15 protein-coding genes are annotated in these 16,554 nt (G+C 72.3%); 2 read left to right on the plus strand and 13 right to left on the minus strand.

Annotated elements, in window-relative coordinates; genetic code table 11:
• Nucleotides 1–14: 14 nt before the first annotated feature.
• The 5 genes from ACFRFC_RS14090 to ACFRFC_RS14110 form a co-directional block, all read right to left on the minus strand.
• The gene (locus tag ACFRFC_RS14090; RefSeq protein WP_382684651.1) at nucleotides 15–386 is read right to left on the minus strand and encodes a TadE family protein; all 372 of its coding nucleotides are present in this window, start codon (nucleotides 384–386) and stop codon (nucleotides 15–17) included.
• A 1-nt stretch (nucleotide 387) separates the two neighbouring features.
• On the minus strand, nucleotides 388–723 hold the full coding sequence (locus ACFRFC_RS14095; RefSeq protein ID WP_382685138.1) for a pilus assembly protein: 336 nt from the start codon (nucleotides 721–723) through the stop codon (nucleotides 388–390).
• Between the two features lie 53 nt (nucleotides 724–776).
• Nucleotides 777–2,075 carry a CpaE family protein gene (locus ACFRFC_RS14100; RefSeq protein WP_382684649.1) on the minus strand — a complete coding sequence of 433 codons (1,299 nt, stop codon included), beginning with the start codon at nucleotides 2,073–2,075 and terminating at the stop codon, nucleotides 777–779.
• Nucleotides 2,076–2,106: 31 nt separating this feature from the next.
• The gene (cpaB, locus tag ACFRFC_RS14105) at nucleotides 2,107–2,814 is read right to left on the minus strand and encodes a Flp pilus assembly protein CpaB (protein ID WP_382684646.1); all 708 of its coding nucleotides are present in this window, start codon (nucleotides 2,812–2,814) and stop codon (nucleotides 2,107–2,109) included.
• Between the two features lie 131 nt (nucleotides 2,815–2,945).
• A complete protein-coding gene (locus tag ACFRFC_RS14110) occupies nucleotides 2,946–3,866 on the minus strand; it encodes a hypothetical protein (RefSeq protein ID WP_382684644.1) in 921 nt (306 codons plus the stop codon).
• A gap of 370 nt (nucleotides 3,867–4,236) precedes the next feature.
• Between ACFRFC_RS14110 and ACFRFC_RS14115 the strand changes: the two genes are divergently transcribed.
• Nucleotides 4,237–5,934: a chitinase gene (locus ACFRFC_RS14115; protein WP_382685136.1), complete on the plus strand. Its 1,698-nt coding sequence runs from the start codon at nucleotides 4,237–4,239 to the stop codon at nucleotides 5,932–5,934.
• Nucleotides 5,935–6,042: 108 nt separating this feature from the next.
• Here the strand turns inward: ACFRFC_RS14115 and ACFRFC_RS14120 are convergent, their stop codons facing one another.
• The 4 genes from ACFRFC_RS14120 to ACFRFC_RS14135 form a co-directional block, all read right to left on the minus strand.
• Complete coding sequence (locus ACFRFC_RS14120; protein WP_382684641.1) at nucleotides 6,043–7,371, minus strand: Nramp family divalent metal transporter; 1,329 nt, start codon at nucleotides 7,369–7,371, stop codon at nucleotides 6,043–6,045.
• Between the two features lie 154 nt (nucleotides 7,372–7,525).
• The gene (locus tag ACFRFC_RS14125) at nucleotides 7,526–8,017 is read right to left on the minus strand and encodes an ATP-binding protein (protein ID WP_382684639.1); all 492 of its coding nucleotides are present in this window, start codon (nucleotides 8,015–8,017) and stop codon (nucleotides 7,526–7,528) included.
• Between the two features lie 133 nt (nucleotides 8,018–8,150).
• Nucleotides 8,151–9,065, minus strand: a complete 915-nt coding sequence (locus ACFRFC_RS14130; protein ID WP_382684636.1) for an MEDS domain-containing protein — start codon at nucleotides 9,063–9,065, stop codon at nucleotides 8,151–8,153.
• A gap of 48 nt (nucleotides 9,066–9,113) precedes the next feature.
• On the minus strand, nucleotides 9,114–11,597 hold the full coding sequence (locus ACFRFC_RS14135; protein ID WP_382684634.1) for an ATP-binding protein: 2,484 nt from the start codon (nucleotides 11,595–11,597) through the stop codon (nucleotides 9,114–9,116).
• Nucleotides 11,598–11,954: 357 nt separating this feature from the next.
• On the opposite strand from ACFRFC_RS14135, the gene ACFRFC_RS14140 reads away from it, so the two are divergent.
• Nucleotides 11,955–13,322, plus strand: a complete 1,368-nt coding sequence (locus ACFRFC_RS14140; RefSeq protein ID WP_382684632.1) for a M14 family metallopeptidase — start codon at nucleotides 11,955–11,957, stop codon at nucleotides 13,320–13,322.
• A gap of 46 nt (nucleotides 13,323–13,368) precedes the next feature.
• Here ACFRFC_RS14140 and ACFRFC_RS14145 read toward each other — a convergent pair whose 3' ends face one another.
• From ACFRFC_RS14145 to ACFRFC_RS14160, 4 genes are all read right to left on the minus strand, one after another.
• Nucleotides 13,369–14,076, minus strand: a complete 708-nt coding sequence (locus ACFRFC_RS14145; RefSeq protein WP_382684629.1) for a hypothetical protein — start codon at nucleotides 14,074–14,076, stop codon at nucleotides 13,369–13,371.
• Between the two features lie 87 nt (nucleotides 14,077–14,163).
• On the minus strand, nucleotides 14,164–14,574 hold the full coding sequence (locus tag ACFRFC_RS14150) for a RidA family protein (RefSeq protein WP_382684628.1): 411 nt from the start codon (nucleotides 14,572–14,574) through the stop codon (nucleotides 14,164–14,166).
• 45 nt (nucleotides 14,575–14,619) lie between these two features.
• Nucleotides 14,620–15,369 carry an IclR family transcriptional regulator gene (locus ACFRFC_RS14155; RefSeq protein ID WP_382684625.1) on the minus strand — a complete coding sequence of 250 codons (750 nt, stop codon included), beginning with the start codon at nucleotides 15,367–15,369 and terminating at the stop codon, nucleotides 14,620–14,622.
• Nucleotides 15,366–16,415, minus strand: coding sequence for a sugar kinase (locus ACFRFC_RS14160; protein WP_382684623.1), 1,050 nt, complete (start codon nucleotides 16,413–16,415; stop codon nucleotides 15,366–15,368). The genes ACFRFC_RS14155 and ACFRFC_RS14160 overlap by 4 nt, the downstream gene beginning before the upstream one ends.
• Nucleotides 16,416–16,554 lie beyond the last annotated feature (139 nt).

The following is a 16,554-nucleotide window of genomic DNA, read 5'->3' on the forward strand; positions in this document are numbered from 1 at the left end:
CGCGGGGCCTCCTCTCAGTCGCTGTGGTCGATCGGCATGACGGCGGTGCGGGTGGCCTGCCCGAAGTCCCACAGGGGGATCAGCTGCGGGATCTCCACGGCGGCGGTGACCTCGACCTCGTCGCCGAGGATGGCCTCGGAGCAGCCGACGGTGAGCCAGTCGCTCACCGCGGCCGTGCAGCCCTGCTGGGCGCCCAGGTCCAGCGAGGCGGCCCGGGCTCCGGCCCGCGCGGCGGTGCCGGCCTGCTGTCCGGCGTAGGCGATCAGCCCGAGCTGGACCGTGCCGAGGGCGACGAGCAGCAGGATGGGCAGGAAGCCGAGGTACTCGATGGCGACCTGGCCCCGGTCGCGCCGCGGGCGCCGGGCGGGTGACGACTCGTACGGCATCTCAGTCCCACTCCCCCGTGTCCTCCTCCACCGCGCCCGCGTGCCCGGTCACCTCGAACGGGAAGGCGACCGTGCCCGGGAAGAGCACCGGGACCCGCAGGGTGACCGTCGCGGTGACGAAACCCGATCCCCCGCAGTTCACTTCGGCGCTCCCCTCCCAGGCGCCGGGCAGCTTGTCGGTGCCCGCTTCCTCGCAGGCGGCGGCGCGCTCCCCCGGTGGCGCGGCCGTCCCGGCCCGGACGGCCTCGTCGGCAGCGTTCCCCGCGAGCGTGAAGGTGTATCCCAGGAGCACGAACTGCCACAGGAGTACGAGCGTGAGGAGGATCAGCGGCGTCATGCCGAGGAACTCGATGGTGACCTGACCGCGATCGCCCCGCGCCCGGGGCCGCCTCACCGCCCCAGCTCCTTGCGCCGCCGGAAGGTCAGCGCGGCCCGCTCGCCGCCACGCGGGGCGCGTGTCCGGTCGGCGCCGCGGGCCCGGCCGCCCCGGCGGTGGGCGGGGCCGGTGCCGCTCTCGGGGCCGCGCACCAGGCCCAGTTCGGCGGCCAGCGTCCACAGAGCCTGTTTCACGCTGCTCTTGGCGTCGAGTTCGTGCAGCCGGCCGGCGTCCACGACCGCCTGGAGTTCCTTGAAGTGGGCGGGTACGACGGTCCTGGCGACGGCGGTGCCGGTGATCCGCTGGATGAGGGCGGGCTGGATCTCCGTACCGCGGGTGTGCCGGTTGACGACGAGGGTGGTCTCCTCGGCCTTGCGGATCTGGAGCCGGTCCCAGAGGCGGACCATGCGTTTGGCGCCGCGCACGGCGACCACGTCGGGGGTGGTGACCAGGAGCGCGGTGTCGGCCATCTCCACGGCCGCCGCCCCGGCGCCGCTCAGCTGGGCGCCGCAGTCCAGGACGACCGTCTCGTAGCGGGAGCGCAGGGCGCTGACGAGCTGGCGGGCGGCGCGGTCGCTGACCTCCTCGCCGCGTTCGCCGTCGGCGGGGGCGAGCAGCAGGGCCGTACCGGTGTCGTGGCGGAAGACGGCGTCGGCGAGGACGCGGGGCGAGATGTCGGTGATGGTGGCGAGGTCGACGACCGAGCGGCGGAACTGGACGTCCAGGTAGGAGGCGATGTCGCCGGTCTGGAGGTCCATGTCGACCAGGCAGGTGGAGCGGCCGGACGCCTGGGCGGCGAGGGCGAGCTGGACGGCGACGACGGTGGTGCCGACGCCGCCCTTGGCGCCGCTGACGGTGATGACGGTGCCGCCGACGCCGGGGAGGACGTCGGCGCCGTGGCCGAGATGGCGGCGGACGCCCACCGACCACTGGGCGACCGCCTGGACCCGGCCGGCGAGTTCGTCGTAGCTCAGCGGGAGGGCGACCACACCGCGGGCGCCGGAGTCCATGGCGGCGGCGAACAGGCTGGGGCCGGCGTCGGAGGTGACCAGGACGACGCCGACCGCGGGGAAGCGGAGCGCGACCTCGCGGATCAGCTCCAGGGCGGGGACCGGCCCGATCCGTTCGTGGACGACGACGACCTCGGGGAGTTCGTCGACGGACTCGGCGGCGAGCCGGGCGAGGGTGTCGATCAGCTGGGTGGAGTCGAGGACCGGGTGGACCGGTTCGGCGTCCGGGAGCTGGCTGAGGAGTGTGGTGAGCGAACGGACCGCGTCCGCGTCGGCCACCGCCGGAAGGATCCTGGTGGGCATGGGGCGGCCTCTCCCTTGTCCTTGCGTGTCGTCACTGGTCTTCGGCGAGTTCGTAGGTGCGGTCCTCTTCGGGCACCGTGCCGTCGCCGCCGGGGGCGACGAGGGCGAGCCGGACCTGTTCGGCGAAGGACTCGGCGTAGGTGATGCGCTGGGCGTCGATCGCGGACAGCGCGAAGGTGATGGGCACGGCGTCTCCGGCGGTGCCGGTGCGGTCGTTCGAGTCGGCTTCGAGCGGGGTCAGCTCGCCGACGTCGAGCACCCGGGCGTTGGCGACGATCACCCGGGACTGGTCGGGGTCCTCCTCGCGCTGGCCCTCGAAGGTGGCGTAGACGTTGACGGTGGCGCCGGGGGTGATCTTGCCGGCCACCCCGGTCGCCGCGTCGATCATGATGGCGACCTCCTGCTCGCCCGGCTTGAGGGCGGGCTGGTCGACGATCATGTCGCTCTGGAGGAGCGAGCCCTTCTTGAGGGTGGTCACGGCGATCTTGCCGCGGATGTCGGCGAGGTCGGTGACGGCGGTCGGCGACAGCCAGCGCTCCGGCAGCTCGATCGCGCTGAACTGGCCGGTGCTGAGCGGCGTGTAGGGCGCCACGTTCGACTTCAGCTCGTAGGCGGTGACCTCGGGGCCGACCTTGGACCGGACGTCGTTGACGACGGAGAGCACGCCGGCGAAGGCACCGAGGGCGCACAGGATGGACAGGAGCAGGAGTATCACGCCGCGGCGCTGACGGGAGTTCATGAACCGTGCGTCCTCGATGGGGGGTGTGGCGGGGCGGGGTGGCGGACGGTGGTGCGGGGCTTCTGGGCTACGGGGGTTGCGGGGCGCTTCAAGTACTTCAAGTACTACGGGTACTTCAAGTACTACGGGTGCTACGGGGCCAGGGCCCGGCGGCTGCGCCCGGGGCTCTGTGTCAGCCGGGCGGGCTTCCCGTCGGCGGGAGCCGCGCGGCCGGGGGCCGGGGGTACGTCATCGCTCCCGGGCGGGGTCGCGCGGCAGAACACGCACAGGTCGCCGATGACATCGAGGCCGCACCAGTGACAGACGGTCCGGCGTACGGAGGTGACGAGCTGGTAGAGCACCGGCAGATCGGCCAGATGGGCGCAGAACTCGACCATCCTGCCCGTCCCCCACCAGCGGGCGGAGTCGGCGGGCAGTTCGGTCTCGCGCAGGCCCTGGATCTGCCAGGCGGGGGCGAGGGCCGCGGTGACCCAGTCGGTGGCGAGTTGTCCTTTGGCGACCACCATCCGGGTGGCGAACTCCGGTCCGGCGAGCTGGGCATCGGGTCCGAGCCGCACGAGCTGCGGCTGTGGATGGGCGAGTACGGCGAACTGGCTGCCCGGCATCCAGGACTTGGCGTGTGCCTTGAGGGTGACGGGTACCCGGTCGAGCCTGGCGACGGAGCCGAGGACGGCACCGGCGTGGATGTAGTGGGTGAGCAGCCGGCCGGCGGAGGCGAGCACGCCGGGGCTGAGATCGCAGGAGGCGAGCTGCCGCAGCTGCCGGGCGAGGACGGCGACGCCGAGCGGCGGCAGGTCGGGGCTGAAGAGGGCGATCCGGTCGCTTTCGAGGAGTGAGCGGATGGTGTGCAGCCGCCGGTGCACGGCGGGGGGCGCGGCGCCGGAGCACACGACGACGACCTGACCGTGCTGGTCGAGCAGCACCTGCATCTCGGCCAGGGTCTGGTCCAGCGGGCGCCGGTCCAGGTCGGGCAGCACGGCGGCGGGCAGGGTCCGTTCGTCCTGCGCCGGCAGTGCGAGATCGGCACCGGTCACGGCAATGGCAGTTGGCACGCGCAGCTCCCCGATTTCGCCGGCCGGTGCGCGGCGTGACTCCGGTGCACCGAGATGACTTCATTGCGTGACTACGCCAGCACTGTATCCGTGCCTCTATGACCGGAGAACAGCGTTTCGGTGGCTCTGCGACAACTGACATCGCACAAGTCACTTCAAAACAGGGCAGGTTAGGCGCGCCACGACCCTGTGAAGCGGGTGTCGGTCTGGTCCAGACCTTGACAACACAATTGGTCTGGACCACCTTTGACGCAGCGGCGGTGGCCACCGTTCCTCTTCTCTCCCCCCTGAGTCTTTCCGGCATTCCCCCTCCCCGTCCCGACTCTCCCCACCGGAGGCCCGAGTGGACCTCGCTTGGCACAGACGGAACATCAGCACCCCCCGGCCCAAGCTCCGTACCCGTGTATGGGCGGGGGCCGCTGTCGCCGCCCTCGCCCTCTCCCTGTCGACCGCCGTGGAGGCGTCCGCGGCCGACATCAACAACGCCAAGAACGCGGGCTTCGAGTCCGGCGTGAGCAACTGGACGTGCTCGGCGAACAGCGGCACCTCGGTGTCCACGCCGGTGCACGGCGGCACCGCGGCCCTGCGTGCGGCCCCCTCCGGGCAGGACAACGCCCGCTGTACGCAGACGGTCGCGGTGCAGCCCAGCTCGACGTACACCCTCAGCGCATGGGTGCAGGGCGGCTTCGCCTACCTCGGCGCGACCGGCACCGGCACCACGGACGTCTCGACGTGGACCCCCGACTCGACGGCCTGGAAGCAGCTGTCGACGACCTTCACGACGGGTGCCTCGACCACGTCGGTGACGGTCTACACCCACGGCTGGTACGGCCAGCAGCCCTACTTCGTGGACGACGTCTCGGTCTTCGGCCCGGACGGCGGCGGCGGTACGGACCCGGGCCCGACGATCCCGACGGCGCCGACCGGACTCGCGGCCTCCGGCACGACCGCGACCTCGGTGAACCTGGCCTGGAACACGGTCTCCGGCGCGACCGGCTACGCCATCTACCGGGACGGCACCCGGATCACCGCGGTGACCGGCACCTCGGCGACGGTGACCGGCCTGACCGCGAGCACCTCGTACTCCTTCCAGGTGACGGCGACCAACGCGGCCGGTGAATCACCCCGTTCGACGGCCGTCGCGGTGACCACCCCGGCCACCGGGGGCGGCGGTGGCGGCACGGTGCCCAAGCACGCGGTGACCGGCTACTGGCAGAACTTCAACAACGGCGCCACGGTCCAGAAGCTCTCCGACGTCCCGGCGGCCTACGACATCATCGCCGTGTCCTTCGCGGACGCGACGGCGACGCCGGGCGCGGTCACCTTCAACCTCGACACGGTGGGCCTGAACGGCTACACGGTCGACCAGTTCAAGGCGGACCTCGCCGCGAAGAAGGCGGCCGGCAAGAAGGTCGTCATCTCCATCGGCGGCGAGCTGGGCACGATCACCGTCAACAACTCCACGTCGGCGACCAACTTCGCCAACTCGGTGTACGCGCTGATGCAGCAGTACGGCTTCGACGGCGTGGACATCGACCTGGAGAACGGCCTCAACGCCACCTACATGACGCAGGCCCTGCGTTCGCTGTCGGCGCTGGCGGGTCCGGACCTGGTCCTCACCATGGCCCCCCAGACGATCGACATGCAGTCGACCTCGAACTCCTACTTCCAGACGGCCCTGAACGTGAAGGACATCCTCACGGTCGTCAACATGCAGTACTACAACAGCGGCACGATGCTGGGCTGCGACGGCAAGGTCTACGCCCAGGGCACGATCGACTTCCTGACCGCCCTGGCCTGCATCCAGCTGGAGAACGGCCTGGCCCCGTCCCAGGTCGGCCTGGGCGTGCCCGCCTCCACCCGCGCGGCCGGCGGCGGCTATGTCGCCCCGTCCGTGGTCACCGCCGCCCTGGACTGCCTCACCAAGGGCACCAGCTGCGGCACCTTCAAGCCCGCCCGCACCTACCCCGACCTGCGCGGCGCCATGACCTGGTCGACCAACTGGGACGCCACGTCCGGCAACGCCTGGTCCAACGTGGTGGGCCCGCACGTGGACGCGCTGCCCTAGCGCCGACACGCCACCGCAGGACCGCACCCCGACGCCCGGGTCCCCTCAGGGGGACCCGGGCGTCACGCGTGCCCGCGAGCGGGATCGGCGGCGGAAGGCGGAGGAGGCTCAGAAGAAGTCGGACCAGGGCTGGTCCCAGACCTGCTTGACGCACAGCACCAGGAAGAGGACGCCCGCGAGGGTCAGCATGGTGTTGCTGAGCGGACCGTTGCGCCATTCCCGGGGTGTGCGCGGGGAGTTGAGGAGCCAGAGCAGGGTGCCGGCCAGGAAGGGCAGGAAGGCGGCGCCCAGCACGCCGTAGAGGATGATCAGACGGAAGGGCTGGTCCTGGAAGAGGAGGACCATCGGGGGGAAGGTCAGCCAGAGCAGGTACGCGCGGAAGGGCCAGGAGCGTTCGCGGGTGCCGGAGGCCACCGCGTCGCCCCGGGACTCCCCGGCGGCGCCGAAGCGGGCCGTGAAGTCGGCGAACATCAGGCTGACGCCGTGCCAGACGCCGATGAGGGAGGTGAAGGAGGTGGCGAAGAAGCCGATCAGGAAGAACGTCGCGGTGGCGTCGCCGTACTCGGCGGCCAGGATGTCGCCGAGCTGGATCAGGCCCTGGTCGCCGGTGGCGATGGCCACATGGGCGGAGTGCAGGAGTTCGGCGCCGACGAAGAGCATCGCCACGACGAAGATGCCGGTGGTCGCGTACGCCACCCGGTTGTCCAGGCGCATCATCCTCATCCAGCCGGTGTCGTTCCAGCCCTTGGCGTTCACCCAGTACCCGTAGGCCGCGAGCGTGATGGTGCCGCCGACCCCGCCGACCAGCCCGAGGGTGTTGAGGATCGAGTCCTTCTCGTCGGGCAGCACCGGGAGCAGGCCCGCGAAGGCGTCCGCCAGATGGGGGGTGACCCGGACCGCCAGATACACCGTCACCACGAACATGACGCCGACCAGCACCGTCATGACCTTCTCGAACACCACGTACTTGTTGAACCAGACGAACACCAGGCCGACCAGCCCGCACCCGATGCCCCACCACTCCAGATCCATCACCCCCGGGAACAGCGCTTGCAGGGGCAGGGCGCTCGACGACATCGCGGCCGCCCCGTAGACGAACCCCCAGATCACCGCGTACACGGCGAAGAAGTACAGGGTCCAGCGGCCCAGCCCGGCCCAGCCGTCGAACAGGGTGCGGCCGGTCGACAGATGCCAGCGGCCCGCCGCCTCCGCCAGGGAGATCTTCACCAGGCAGCCGAGGACCGCCGCCCACAGCAGGGTGTAGCCGAAATTGCTGCCCGCGATGAGCGTCGCCACCAGGTCGCCCGCGCCGACCCCGGTCGCCGCGACCACGATCCCGGGGCCGATGTGCCGCCAGCTCGATCCGCGCGGGCCGGTGTCGGTGCCCGGCCGGTCGGGCGCCCTGGTCTGCGAGGTGTTTCCCGTGGTGTCCGCCATGCGGGCCAAGTAAGCGCAAGGGCCGACGGCGGACAAGAGGGTGTGCGGCGATCTTCACCCGATGTACGCAGTCGCGAACGCGTGCGCCCGCCGGGCCGGCCGGTGGGCCCCGATGGCCGACCGTGCCGCCGGGGCCCCGCCGGGGCTACGCGTGCTACGGCTGTCGCCGACCGCAGCCGTCGCACGCGCAGGTGCCCAGCTCGAACCAGACGGTTTTGCCCGCCCCCTCCTGCCGGCAGCCCCAGCGGCGGGCGAGTGCCGCCACCAGGAACATGCCGCGTCCGTTCTCCGCGCCGCCCGCCTCGACCACCCGCGGGGTCCGGGGACCGAGGTCGCCGACCTCGCAGCGCAGCACGCCGTGGGCGGCCGACAGGGTGAGGGTGAAGCGGCCCGCGGAGTGCAGCAGCGCGTTCGTCGTCACCTCGCTGACCAGGAGTTCGGCCGTGTCCACCAGGCCCTCGGGGGCGTCGTGCTCCGCCAGGCCCCACTCCTCCAGATGCCTGCGCACCGCCACCCGGGCCTCGCGGACCGCGGTGGGACGGGGGTCGTACGTGACCCGCAGATGACCGGCCCGCAGCGGTGGCTGGGGGAACGCGCCGTCCGGAAAGTCGGGGCCCGGGGATCGGTTTCCGGAGAGCTGGAGCATGTCTCCAGAGTGACCGCCCGGCCCGCCTTCCGCACGGGGAGGACTACCCCAATCACTACCTATCACCACCTACGCGCCCGTACCCCGGTCACCGCACCCCCTACCCCCCTACCCTCCTACCCCCGTACCCCCGTCACCGCCCGTACTGCACCCGCACGGCCGTCGTGGACGCGGGTCCCGTGCCGCCCCGCACATCCACGTACGCGCACACCTGCCGCGCGAACCACAGCCCCTGCCCCCGCTCCGGGCGCAGCCCGCCCGGCGGCGGCACGAACCCCGCGAGCGGGTCGTCGAGGTAGCCCGGGATGCGCAGTTCGGCCACGCACGCCGGGGCGTCGCCCCACACCCGTACCTCCGCGCGGTGCGGCCCCAGCGCATGCGCCGCCTCCCCGACCGCCGCCGCGAACAGCTCCGCGTCCGTCGCCGCCAGGCCCCGGGCGCCCGCCCACGCCGCCACCGCGTCCACCGGCAGCGGCTCGGCGTCCGCGGGGGCCGCGGGCAGGGGTACGGCGTCCAGTTCGGCCGTCAGCCGGTACGGGTCCTCGTAGCCGCCGGTGCCGGGGTGCGTGCGGCGGGCCTGGGTGATGACCTCGGGGGCCGCGATCCGGGTGTCGTAGACGCACAGGGCCGTGGTGGCGAGCGGTGCGAAGAGGAGGTTGGCCAGGGACTCGTAGCGGATCCACTCGGTGCGCTCGCGCGCCGAGCTGCCGGCCCGGCCCGCCCAGTCGGGTTCCATGAGGAGATGGATCCGGCCGCCCGGTCCCGCGTGCTCGGCGAGGTAACCGGCGCCCTGGGCGATCGCGTTGGGCGCCGAGCCGGTGTACCAGTCGGTGTGCGGGACATAGCTGATGGTGTCGCGGAAGGTGTCGCGCAGAAGGGCGAGACGGGCGGGGGTGGTGATGGCGACCGGGGCCGGTTCGCCGGGTGCAGTGAGGCCCTCGGCCAGGAAGGGGAGCGCGGCCTCCAGGAACTCCTCGTCGGTGCCGAACACGGCCATGCGGTGGTCGAAGACGCCGTGCGGGGTGGCGGGGTGGGCGAACGTGGTCATGAGGCTCCCAGGGAATGAGTGGGTGGGGCTGGGATGGGCGGCACGGCTCTACTGGCGTGCGGTCACCCAGGCGGCGATCTGGCTGCGGCTGGTGAAGCCGAGCTTGTTGAGGATGCGTTCGACATGGCCCTCGGCGGTGCGGCGGGCGATGACGAGGCGGTCGGCGATCTGCTGGTTGGCGAGTCCCTCGGCGACGAGGAGGGCGACCTCGTTCTCGCGCCGGGTGAGCGGGGCGGGGGCGGTGGGAGCTGGGGGCGCGGGGGCGGGCGGGGGTTCGTCGAGGGCGTGGCCGAGGGTCTCCTCCAGGCCGAGCGAGCGGCCGATCTCGTACGACTTCTGGAACAGGGGGGTGCCGAGGGCTGCGCGGGCCCGGTTCTCGGTGTCGGCGCGGTCGGTGGTGAGCGGGTCGGAGCCCCAGCGGTTGCGGTCGACGTCGGCCCAGACGCGGTCGGCGCCGCCGAGCAGGACGGCGGCCCGCTCGGGGGCGTCGCGCAGGGCGCTGATCCGGGCGAGCAGGTCGAGGGTGAGGCCGATGCCGAGGACGTCGTGGACGGCCCGTTTCAGGCGCAGCGCCTCACGGGCGTGGCGCTCGGCGCGCGGGAGGTCGTCCTTGACGACATGGGCGAGGGCCATGATGCGCAGGACGTACGACAGGACCCAGGCGTCGCCGTGCCGTTCGCACAGCCGTCGGGTCTCCTCGCAGACGGCTATGGCCTCGTCCGCCCGGCCGAGGAAGGCGAGGGCGCAGGCGAGTTCGACCCGGTCCAGGCCGACCAGGCTGAGGTGCTGGCCGGGGAGCGGGCCGCGGGCGACGCTGGCGCGGAAGTGGGCGAGGGCGGCCGGGAGGTCGTTGCCGAACAGCACCACGACGCCCATCACATACTCGGCGTGCGCGGCCTCCGCCCGGTCGCCGAGCCGCAGGGCGAGCGCGCGGGCCCGCTCGGCCTGTCTTCGGCCGCGGGTGAGGTCCTCGGGGCAGCCGGCCAGCAGGGCGGAGGTCCACAGGGCGCGGGCGCGTTCACGGGTGGGCGCGGGGTTGGCGCCGAGGGCGCGGTCGAGCCAGTAGCGGCCCTCGCGCGGGGCGCCGCAGGCGTGCCAGTAGAACCACAGGGTGCCGGCCAGCCGCAGCCCCGCGAGGGCCTCGCCGGGGGCGGTGAGGGCGAAGTCGAGGGCGGCCCGCAGATTGTCCTGATCGGCCCGCAGCCGCGCCACGGCCTCCCGCTGCCCGGGGCCGAACCAGTTCCGCTCGCACTCCTCGGCCCGCCGCTGCATCCACGCCAGCTGCCGCCGCCGGGCGGCCCCCTCCTCCCCGCCGCGCAACCGGAGCTTGTCCAGCCCGTAGTGGCGCAGGGTGTCGAGGAGGCGGTAGCGGAGGGGCGGTGGGGGCGGGAGGGGGGTGGTCCACGGGGTGGGGGCCGGGGTGGGGGCCGGGGTGGGGGCCGGGGTGGGGAGGAGGGTGGGGAGGTCCCCGAAGCCCCCCAGGTCCCCCAAGCCCCCGAAGTCCCCCAAGTCCTCCAGGTCCTCGTGGCCCCCGCCCGAGCGCTCTTCCCCCTCTCCTGGTTCCCGGCACAGTACGGACTTGTCCACCAGGCCCGCGATGGCGTCGAGGACGTCGTAGGAGCGGACGGTCTCGCCGTCGGCGCAGACGGCCTCGGCGGCTTCCAGGTCGAAGGAGCCGGCGAGGACGCCCGCGCGGGCCCAGACGAGCTGTTCGCGCTGGGTGCACAGCTCGTGGCTCCAGTCGATCGCGGCGCCCAGGGTCTGGTGGCGGGGCAGGACGGCGGGGCTGCCGGTGGACAGCAGGCGGTAGCGGTCGTCCAGGCGGGCGATGAGCTGTTCGACGCCCAGCACCCGCATCCGGACGGCGGCGAGTTCGATGGCCAGCGGCAGCCCGTCGAGGCGGCGGCACAGACGGGCCACGGCGGACCGGTTGGCGGCGGTGAGGCGGAAGCCGGGGACCACGGCGGCGGCCCGGTCGGCGAACAGGGTGAGGGCGGGCCCGGGATGGGCGGCGAGGTCGTCGTCGGGGCCGGGCACCGGCAGTGGCCGTATCTCCAGGAGGTGTTCCTCGGCCAGGCCGAGGCGGTGACGGCTGGTGGCGAGGATGCGGACGCCGGTGGTGCCGTGCAGCAGGGCGGCGGCGAGTTCGGCGCAGGCGTCGGCCAGGTGCTCGCAGTTGTCGACGACCAGCAGCAGGCGCCGGTCGCGCAGTTGCTCCACCAGCGCGTCGAGGACCGGCTGGTTGGAGTGGTCGTGCAGGTCCAGCGCGTCGGCGGCGGCGAGCGGGACCAGTTCGGGGTCGTGCAGTCCGGACAGCTGGACGAAGCGCACCCCGTCGGGGAACGCCCGCTCCACGCGGGCCGCGATCCGGGCCGCCAGCCGGGTCTTGCCGACGCCGCCCGGCCCGGTCAGGGTGACCAGCCGTGCCTTCGCGAGCAGTTCACGGCCCTCGGTCTGTTCACCGCGCCGGTCGACGAAGCTGGTCGTCTCGACCGGCAGCCGGCCGTCCCGTCGTGGTGCTGATCCGCCCATGATCAGCCTGTCCTCCGGGGTGGGGTGCGGGAGCCGGAGTGGAGTACGGGGCTCCCTCACGCGGACTGCCACTCTCCCCCGTACCTCACATATATGCACGCCAGGGTCACGCTCGTGGGTGCACTTCCGGGTTTGCGGGGTGGGCCGGAGATCAAGTCGCGTACACTGCACGGCTTTTCACGGAGGGTCAGGCCGATAGCACACGCCTCGCACAGGCCACTCCCAGATTCACTCTTGACCTGCGCATGCCATACCCGGAGCATGAGCGCCACCCGTACGTCGCACGGAAGAACCACCCCCCGCTCCACTCCCCCACTTCCGGAAGACCCCGGAACCCCGGAGAAACAAGGAGACTTCATGCGACTCCACCCCCGCGGCTCAGGTGCCGTGCCCAGACGCGGCAGCCGCGGACGCACCGCCGTGCTCGCCGTCCTGCTCGCCCTGGCGCTGGCCGCCCCGATCTCGGCGGCCACCTCCGACGCCAGCGCGGACAGCGCGAGCAGGCCGGCCGCCTCCTCGGACGACATCCGCCAGTACGAGGTCCATATGCGCTCGACCGCCGCGGACCGTACGGCACTTCAGCAGACCGGCGTCACCGTCGACGACGCCGATGAGCACACGGTCGTCGTCTCCGGCCGCGCCGACCAGATCAGCAAGCTGCGCTCGCTCGGCTACGAGGTCACCGCGCTCGGCGCCGTCCCCGACCGGTCCGCCGGGGAGGACGACGTACGCCTGCTGGACTTCCCGTCCGCCGACTCGGGCTATCACAACTACACGGAGATGACGGCCGAGATCAACTCGCTCGTCTCGGCCAATCCGTCCATCGCCAGCCAGCGTGTGATCGGCACCTCCTACCAGGGCCGCAACATCGTCGCCATCAAGATCAGTGACAATGTGGGCACCGACGAGGCCGAGCCCGAGGTGCTGTTCACCCACCATCAGCACGCCCGCGAGCACCTCACCGTCGAGATGGCGCTGTATCTGCTGCGCGAGCTGACCTCCGACTACGGCACCGACTCCCGGGTCACCAACATGGTCAACGGCCGGGAGATCTGGATCGTGCCGGACATGAACCCGGACGGCGGCGAGTACGACATCGCCACCGGCACCTACCGCTCCTGGCGCAAGAACCGCCAGCCCAACACGGGTTCGTCGTACATCGGCACCGATCTGAACCGCAACTGGAACTACAACTGGGGCTGCTGCGGCGGCTCCTCCGGCACCACGTCCTCCGACACCTACCGGGGGGCCGCCCCCGAGTCGGCGCCCGAGGTGAAGGTGGTCGCCGACTTCGTGCGCAGCCGGGTGGTCGGCGGCGAGCAGCAGATCACGGCCGGGGTGGACTTCCACACGTACGGCGAGCTGGTGCTGTGGCCGTTCGGGTACACGTACTCCGACACCACCACCGGGATGACCGCCGACGACCGCAACGCCTTCGCCACGGTCGGGCAGCAGATGGCCGCGAGCAACGGCTTCTCGCCGGAGCAGGCCAGCGACCTCTACATCACGGACGGGTCGATCGACGACTGGCTGTGGGGCAGCCAGAAGATCTTCGGGTACACCTTCGAGCTGTACCCGGGATCCGCGAGCGGGGGCGGGTTCTACCCGCCCGACGAGGTCATCGAGCAGCAGACGTCCCGTAACCGGGACGCCGTCCTCCAGCTGCTGGAGAACGCCGACTGCATGTACCGGTCCATCGGCAAGGAGGCCCAGTACTGCGCCTAGCGCGCGGTGCCCGGCGGTGCGGTGCGCGGGGTTTGCCCCGCGCACCTCACTTGTCGGTGTCGGCCGCCCCGGTCTCGGCCTTGGCCGCCTTGGCCGCCTTCGGTTCCTTCGGTTCGTCCGCCGCCTTCGGCTCGTCCGCTTCCGCGTCGGCGTCCGATTCCGCGTCCGGCTCTATCGCCTCTTCCGCCGCTTCCGGTTCATCCGACTCCGCGGTGCCGTCCTCGAAGTAGGCGTCCAGGACCGCGTCCAGCCGCTCGTCCCACTCCTTGTGGTCCGCCTTGGACTTGGCCTCGATCTCGATCGGGTACCAGCGGCGGTCCGGGGTGTGCACGGTCACCGTGTACCGCTTCCCGAACCTCGGTGCCACGCTCTCGATCGCGCCGATCTCGTCCCAGGTGAACTCGCACCGTTCCTCGTCGAGGCTCAGACGTACGCCCTTGGCGTCGGCGACGATACGGGCCCGGCGGTCGGCGGCCTCGAACACGTGACCGTCGGCCGCCTCGTCCTCGTCCTCTTCCGCATCCGCGTCGGCGTCCGATTCCAGGTCGGCGTCCGATTCCGTGCCCGATTCCGCGTCCGGCTCTGGAGGCTCGGGGGCCGCGCCCTCGGCCGCGGTGGAGTCGGCGGCGGTCTGCTCCGCCTCCTCGACCACGTCCTCCGGCTCTGCCGGCGCGGGCTGTGTGAGCCCGGGGATGTGTGCCGGGTTGACCCCGGCGTCCAGGGGCTGACTGCTCGTACCTATGCGCTGCTCCACAGCCCCGCAGTATGGTCGACAAACCTGTGTCCGGGACAGTCGGCCCCTACTTCGTTATGGCGACGATGCCCAAGGGCCCCCCGGTGGTCAGCCCAGGACGGCCAGGGCGTCGATCTCGATGAGCAGGCCCGCGGGGAGCCCGACGTAGACCGTGGTGCGGGCGGCGGGCGGGGCGGTGAGGCCCTGCTCCTCGAAGTAGGTGTTGTAGAGCTGGTTCAGCTCGGCGAAGTGGTCCACGTCGGTGAGGTAGACGCGGATCATGATCACGTCGTCCCAGCTCGCGCCGCCCTCCTGAAGGATCGCCTTGACGTTGGCGAGGGTCTGGAGGGTCTGCTCGCGCAGGGCCGGGCCGGCCGGCGTCGGCGGCTGTCCCTCGACGGCGGGCAGGAAGCCGACCTGCCCGGCGACCTGGAGGATGTTGCCCTTGCGCACGCCGTGCGAGAACTTCGCGGGCGGGGTGGTGTGGGTCGAGGGAGTGAGGGCGATCTTCTCGGTCATGTCTGGTACCTGGGTCCTTGAGGGTCGTTGCACGGGATACACGGGTTACGCGGGGGTTCTGCCGGAGTACTCGCCGCTGATCGCGTCCGCGGTGCGGCGCACGAGCGGGAGCAGGGTGAGGAGTTCGTCGGCGGTGACGACGACGTTGGGCGCGGACACCGACATCGCGGCGACGACCCGGCCGTCGGCGCCGCGGATGGGGGCGGCGACGCAGTTGATGGACTCCTCGTGGCCGCCGAGGTCGGTGGCCCAGCCCTGTTCGCGCACCCGGGCCAGTTCCCTGAGGAACGCGTCGGCGTTCGGGGTCGAACGGGCTGTGAACATGGGGTAGTCGAGCTTGTCCGCGAGGGCGCGGCGCTCATGCTCGGGCAGGTCGGCGAGCAGCAGTTTGGCGACGGCGGCGACCGTGATGGCCACGGGCTTGCCGATCCGTGAGTACATCCGCACCGGGTAGCGGCTCTCCACCTTGTCGATGTAGAGGACCTCGTTCTCCTCGTGGACGGCGAGGTGGACGGTGTGACCGCAGGCTTCGTTCAGCCGGATCAGGTGCGGGTGGGCGATCTCGCGGATGTCCAGGTTCTCCATGGCTTCCTGGGCGAGCGAGAAGAGCCGGGCGCCCAGGCGGTAGCGCTGGTCGGACTGGCGGTAGACGAGGCCGTGCTCGTGCAGGGTGCGCAGCAGGCGCAGGGCGGTGGACTTGTGGACGCCGAGCCGCTCGGCGACCTGCCCGAGGTCGGCGGGGCCCTCGGCGAGCAGCGGAAGGATGCTCAGCGCGCGGTCGACGGTCTGGCTCATGGGGTGGTTACCTCCTCCTCGGCCCGGTCGGCGGCGTGGGTCCAGCCGGGGCCGAGTCGCAGTCTCCCCCACGCCTCGTCGTCCAGGGCGGCAAGCCGGTCGGCGCGGGCGCGGGCGGGCGGGGCGGCGAGATCGCCGGGGGCGGTCAGGGCGGCGGCGGCCATGAGGTGGCCGTGCCGCAGCCGGTCGGGGACGGACAGTGCGCGCAGGGTGGCGGAGAGGAATCCGGCGGCGAAGGCGTCCCCGGCGCCGACGGCGGCCGTGACGGCGACCCGGGGGGCGGGGACGTAGGCGCGGGGCGTGGCCGCGGGGCCGAAGGCGGTCGCCCCGCGTCCACCGTCCTTGACCACCAGCACGCCGGGCTCGGGCAGCGCCTCCCGGATGCGCTCGGGGCCGCCGGTCACTCCCCACGCCTCCTCGGCCTCGTCCTGTCCGACGAAGACGACATCGGCGCCGCGGGCCAGTTCCAGGAGTACGGCGGGGCCGTCGCCGCCGGCGGGCCAGAGCCGGGAGCGGTGGTTGACGTCGAAGGAGACGAGGGGGCGCCCGGCGCGGGGGGCCAGCAGCTCGCGCAGCAGGTCCTGGCAGCTCGCCGACAGCGCGGCGGTGATCCCGGACAGATGCAGCACCCTCGCGGCCCGTACGGCGGCCAGGTCCACGTTGGTCACGGACATCGCGGAGGCCGCCGAGCCCGCCCGGTAGTACGCCACCTCGTGGGCGTCGGTGGCGCGGTCCCCGGCGGTGCGGAAGTAGATGCCGGTGGGCCGCCCGGCGTCCCGGCGCACCGCCGCCGTGTCCACGCCGTAGCCGCCGACGGCGGTGGTCAGGTGGTCGCCGAAGGGGTCGGCGCCGACCCGGCTGACCCAGCGGGTGGTGTGCCCGGCGGCGGCCAGGACGCACACCACATTGGACTCGGCGCCGCCGATGCCCCGTTCGAAGGCGGTCACATCGGCGAGGCGGCCCGGCGTGGAGGGACGGAACGTGACCATGGACTCGCCGAGCGCTACGACCTCCACCACGTCGGGGGTGGGTCCGGTGACCGTCACGATGGTGTGGCTCCCTCGGCCTGGGCGAGGCGGCTCCGTTGACCTCGCACTGGCCGAGATGTTAGACAGCAGTGAGCGACATGCGCAATGAACGTTGCACACAGCGCAACGCACCGGTTCAATGCGTCGGCACATTCGC

This window comes from Streptomyces sp. NPDC056734, assembly GCF_042790455.1.
In the GTDB taxonomy this organism is placed as follows: Bacteria; Actinomycetota; Actinomycetes; order Streptomycetales; family Streptomycetaceae; genus Streptomyces.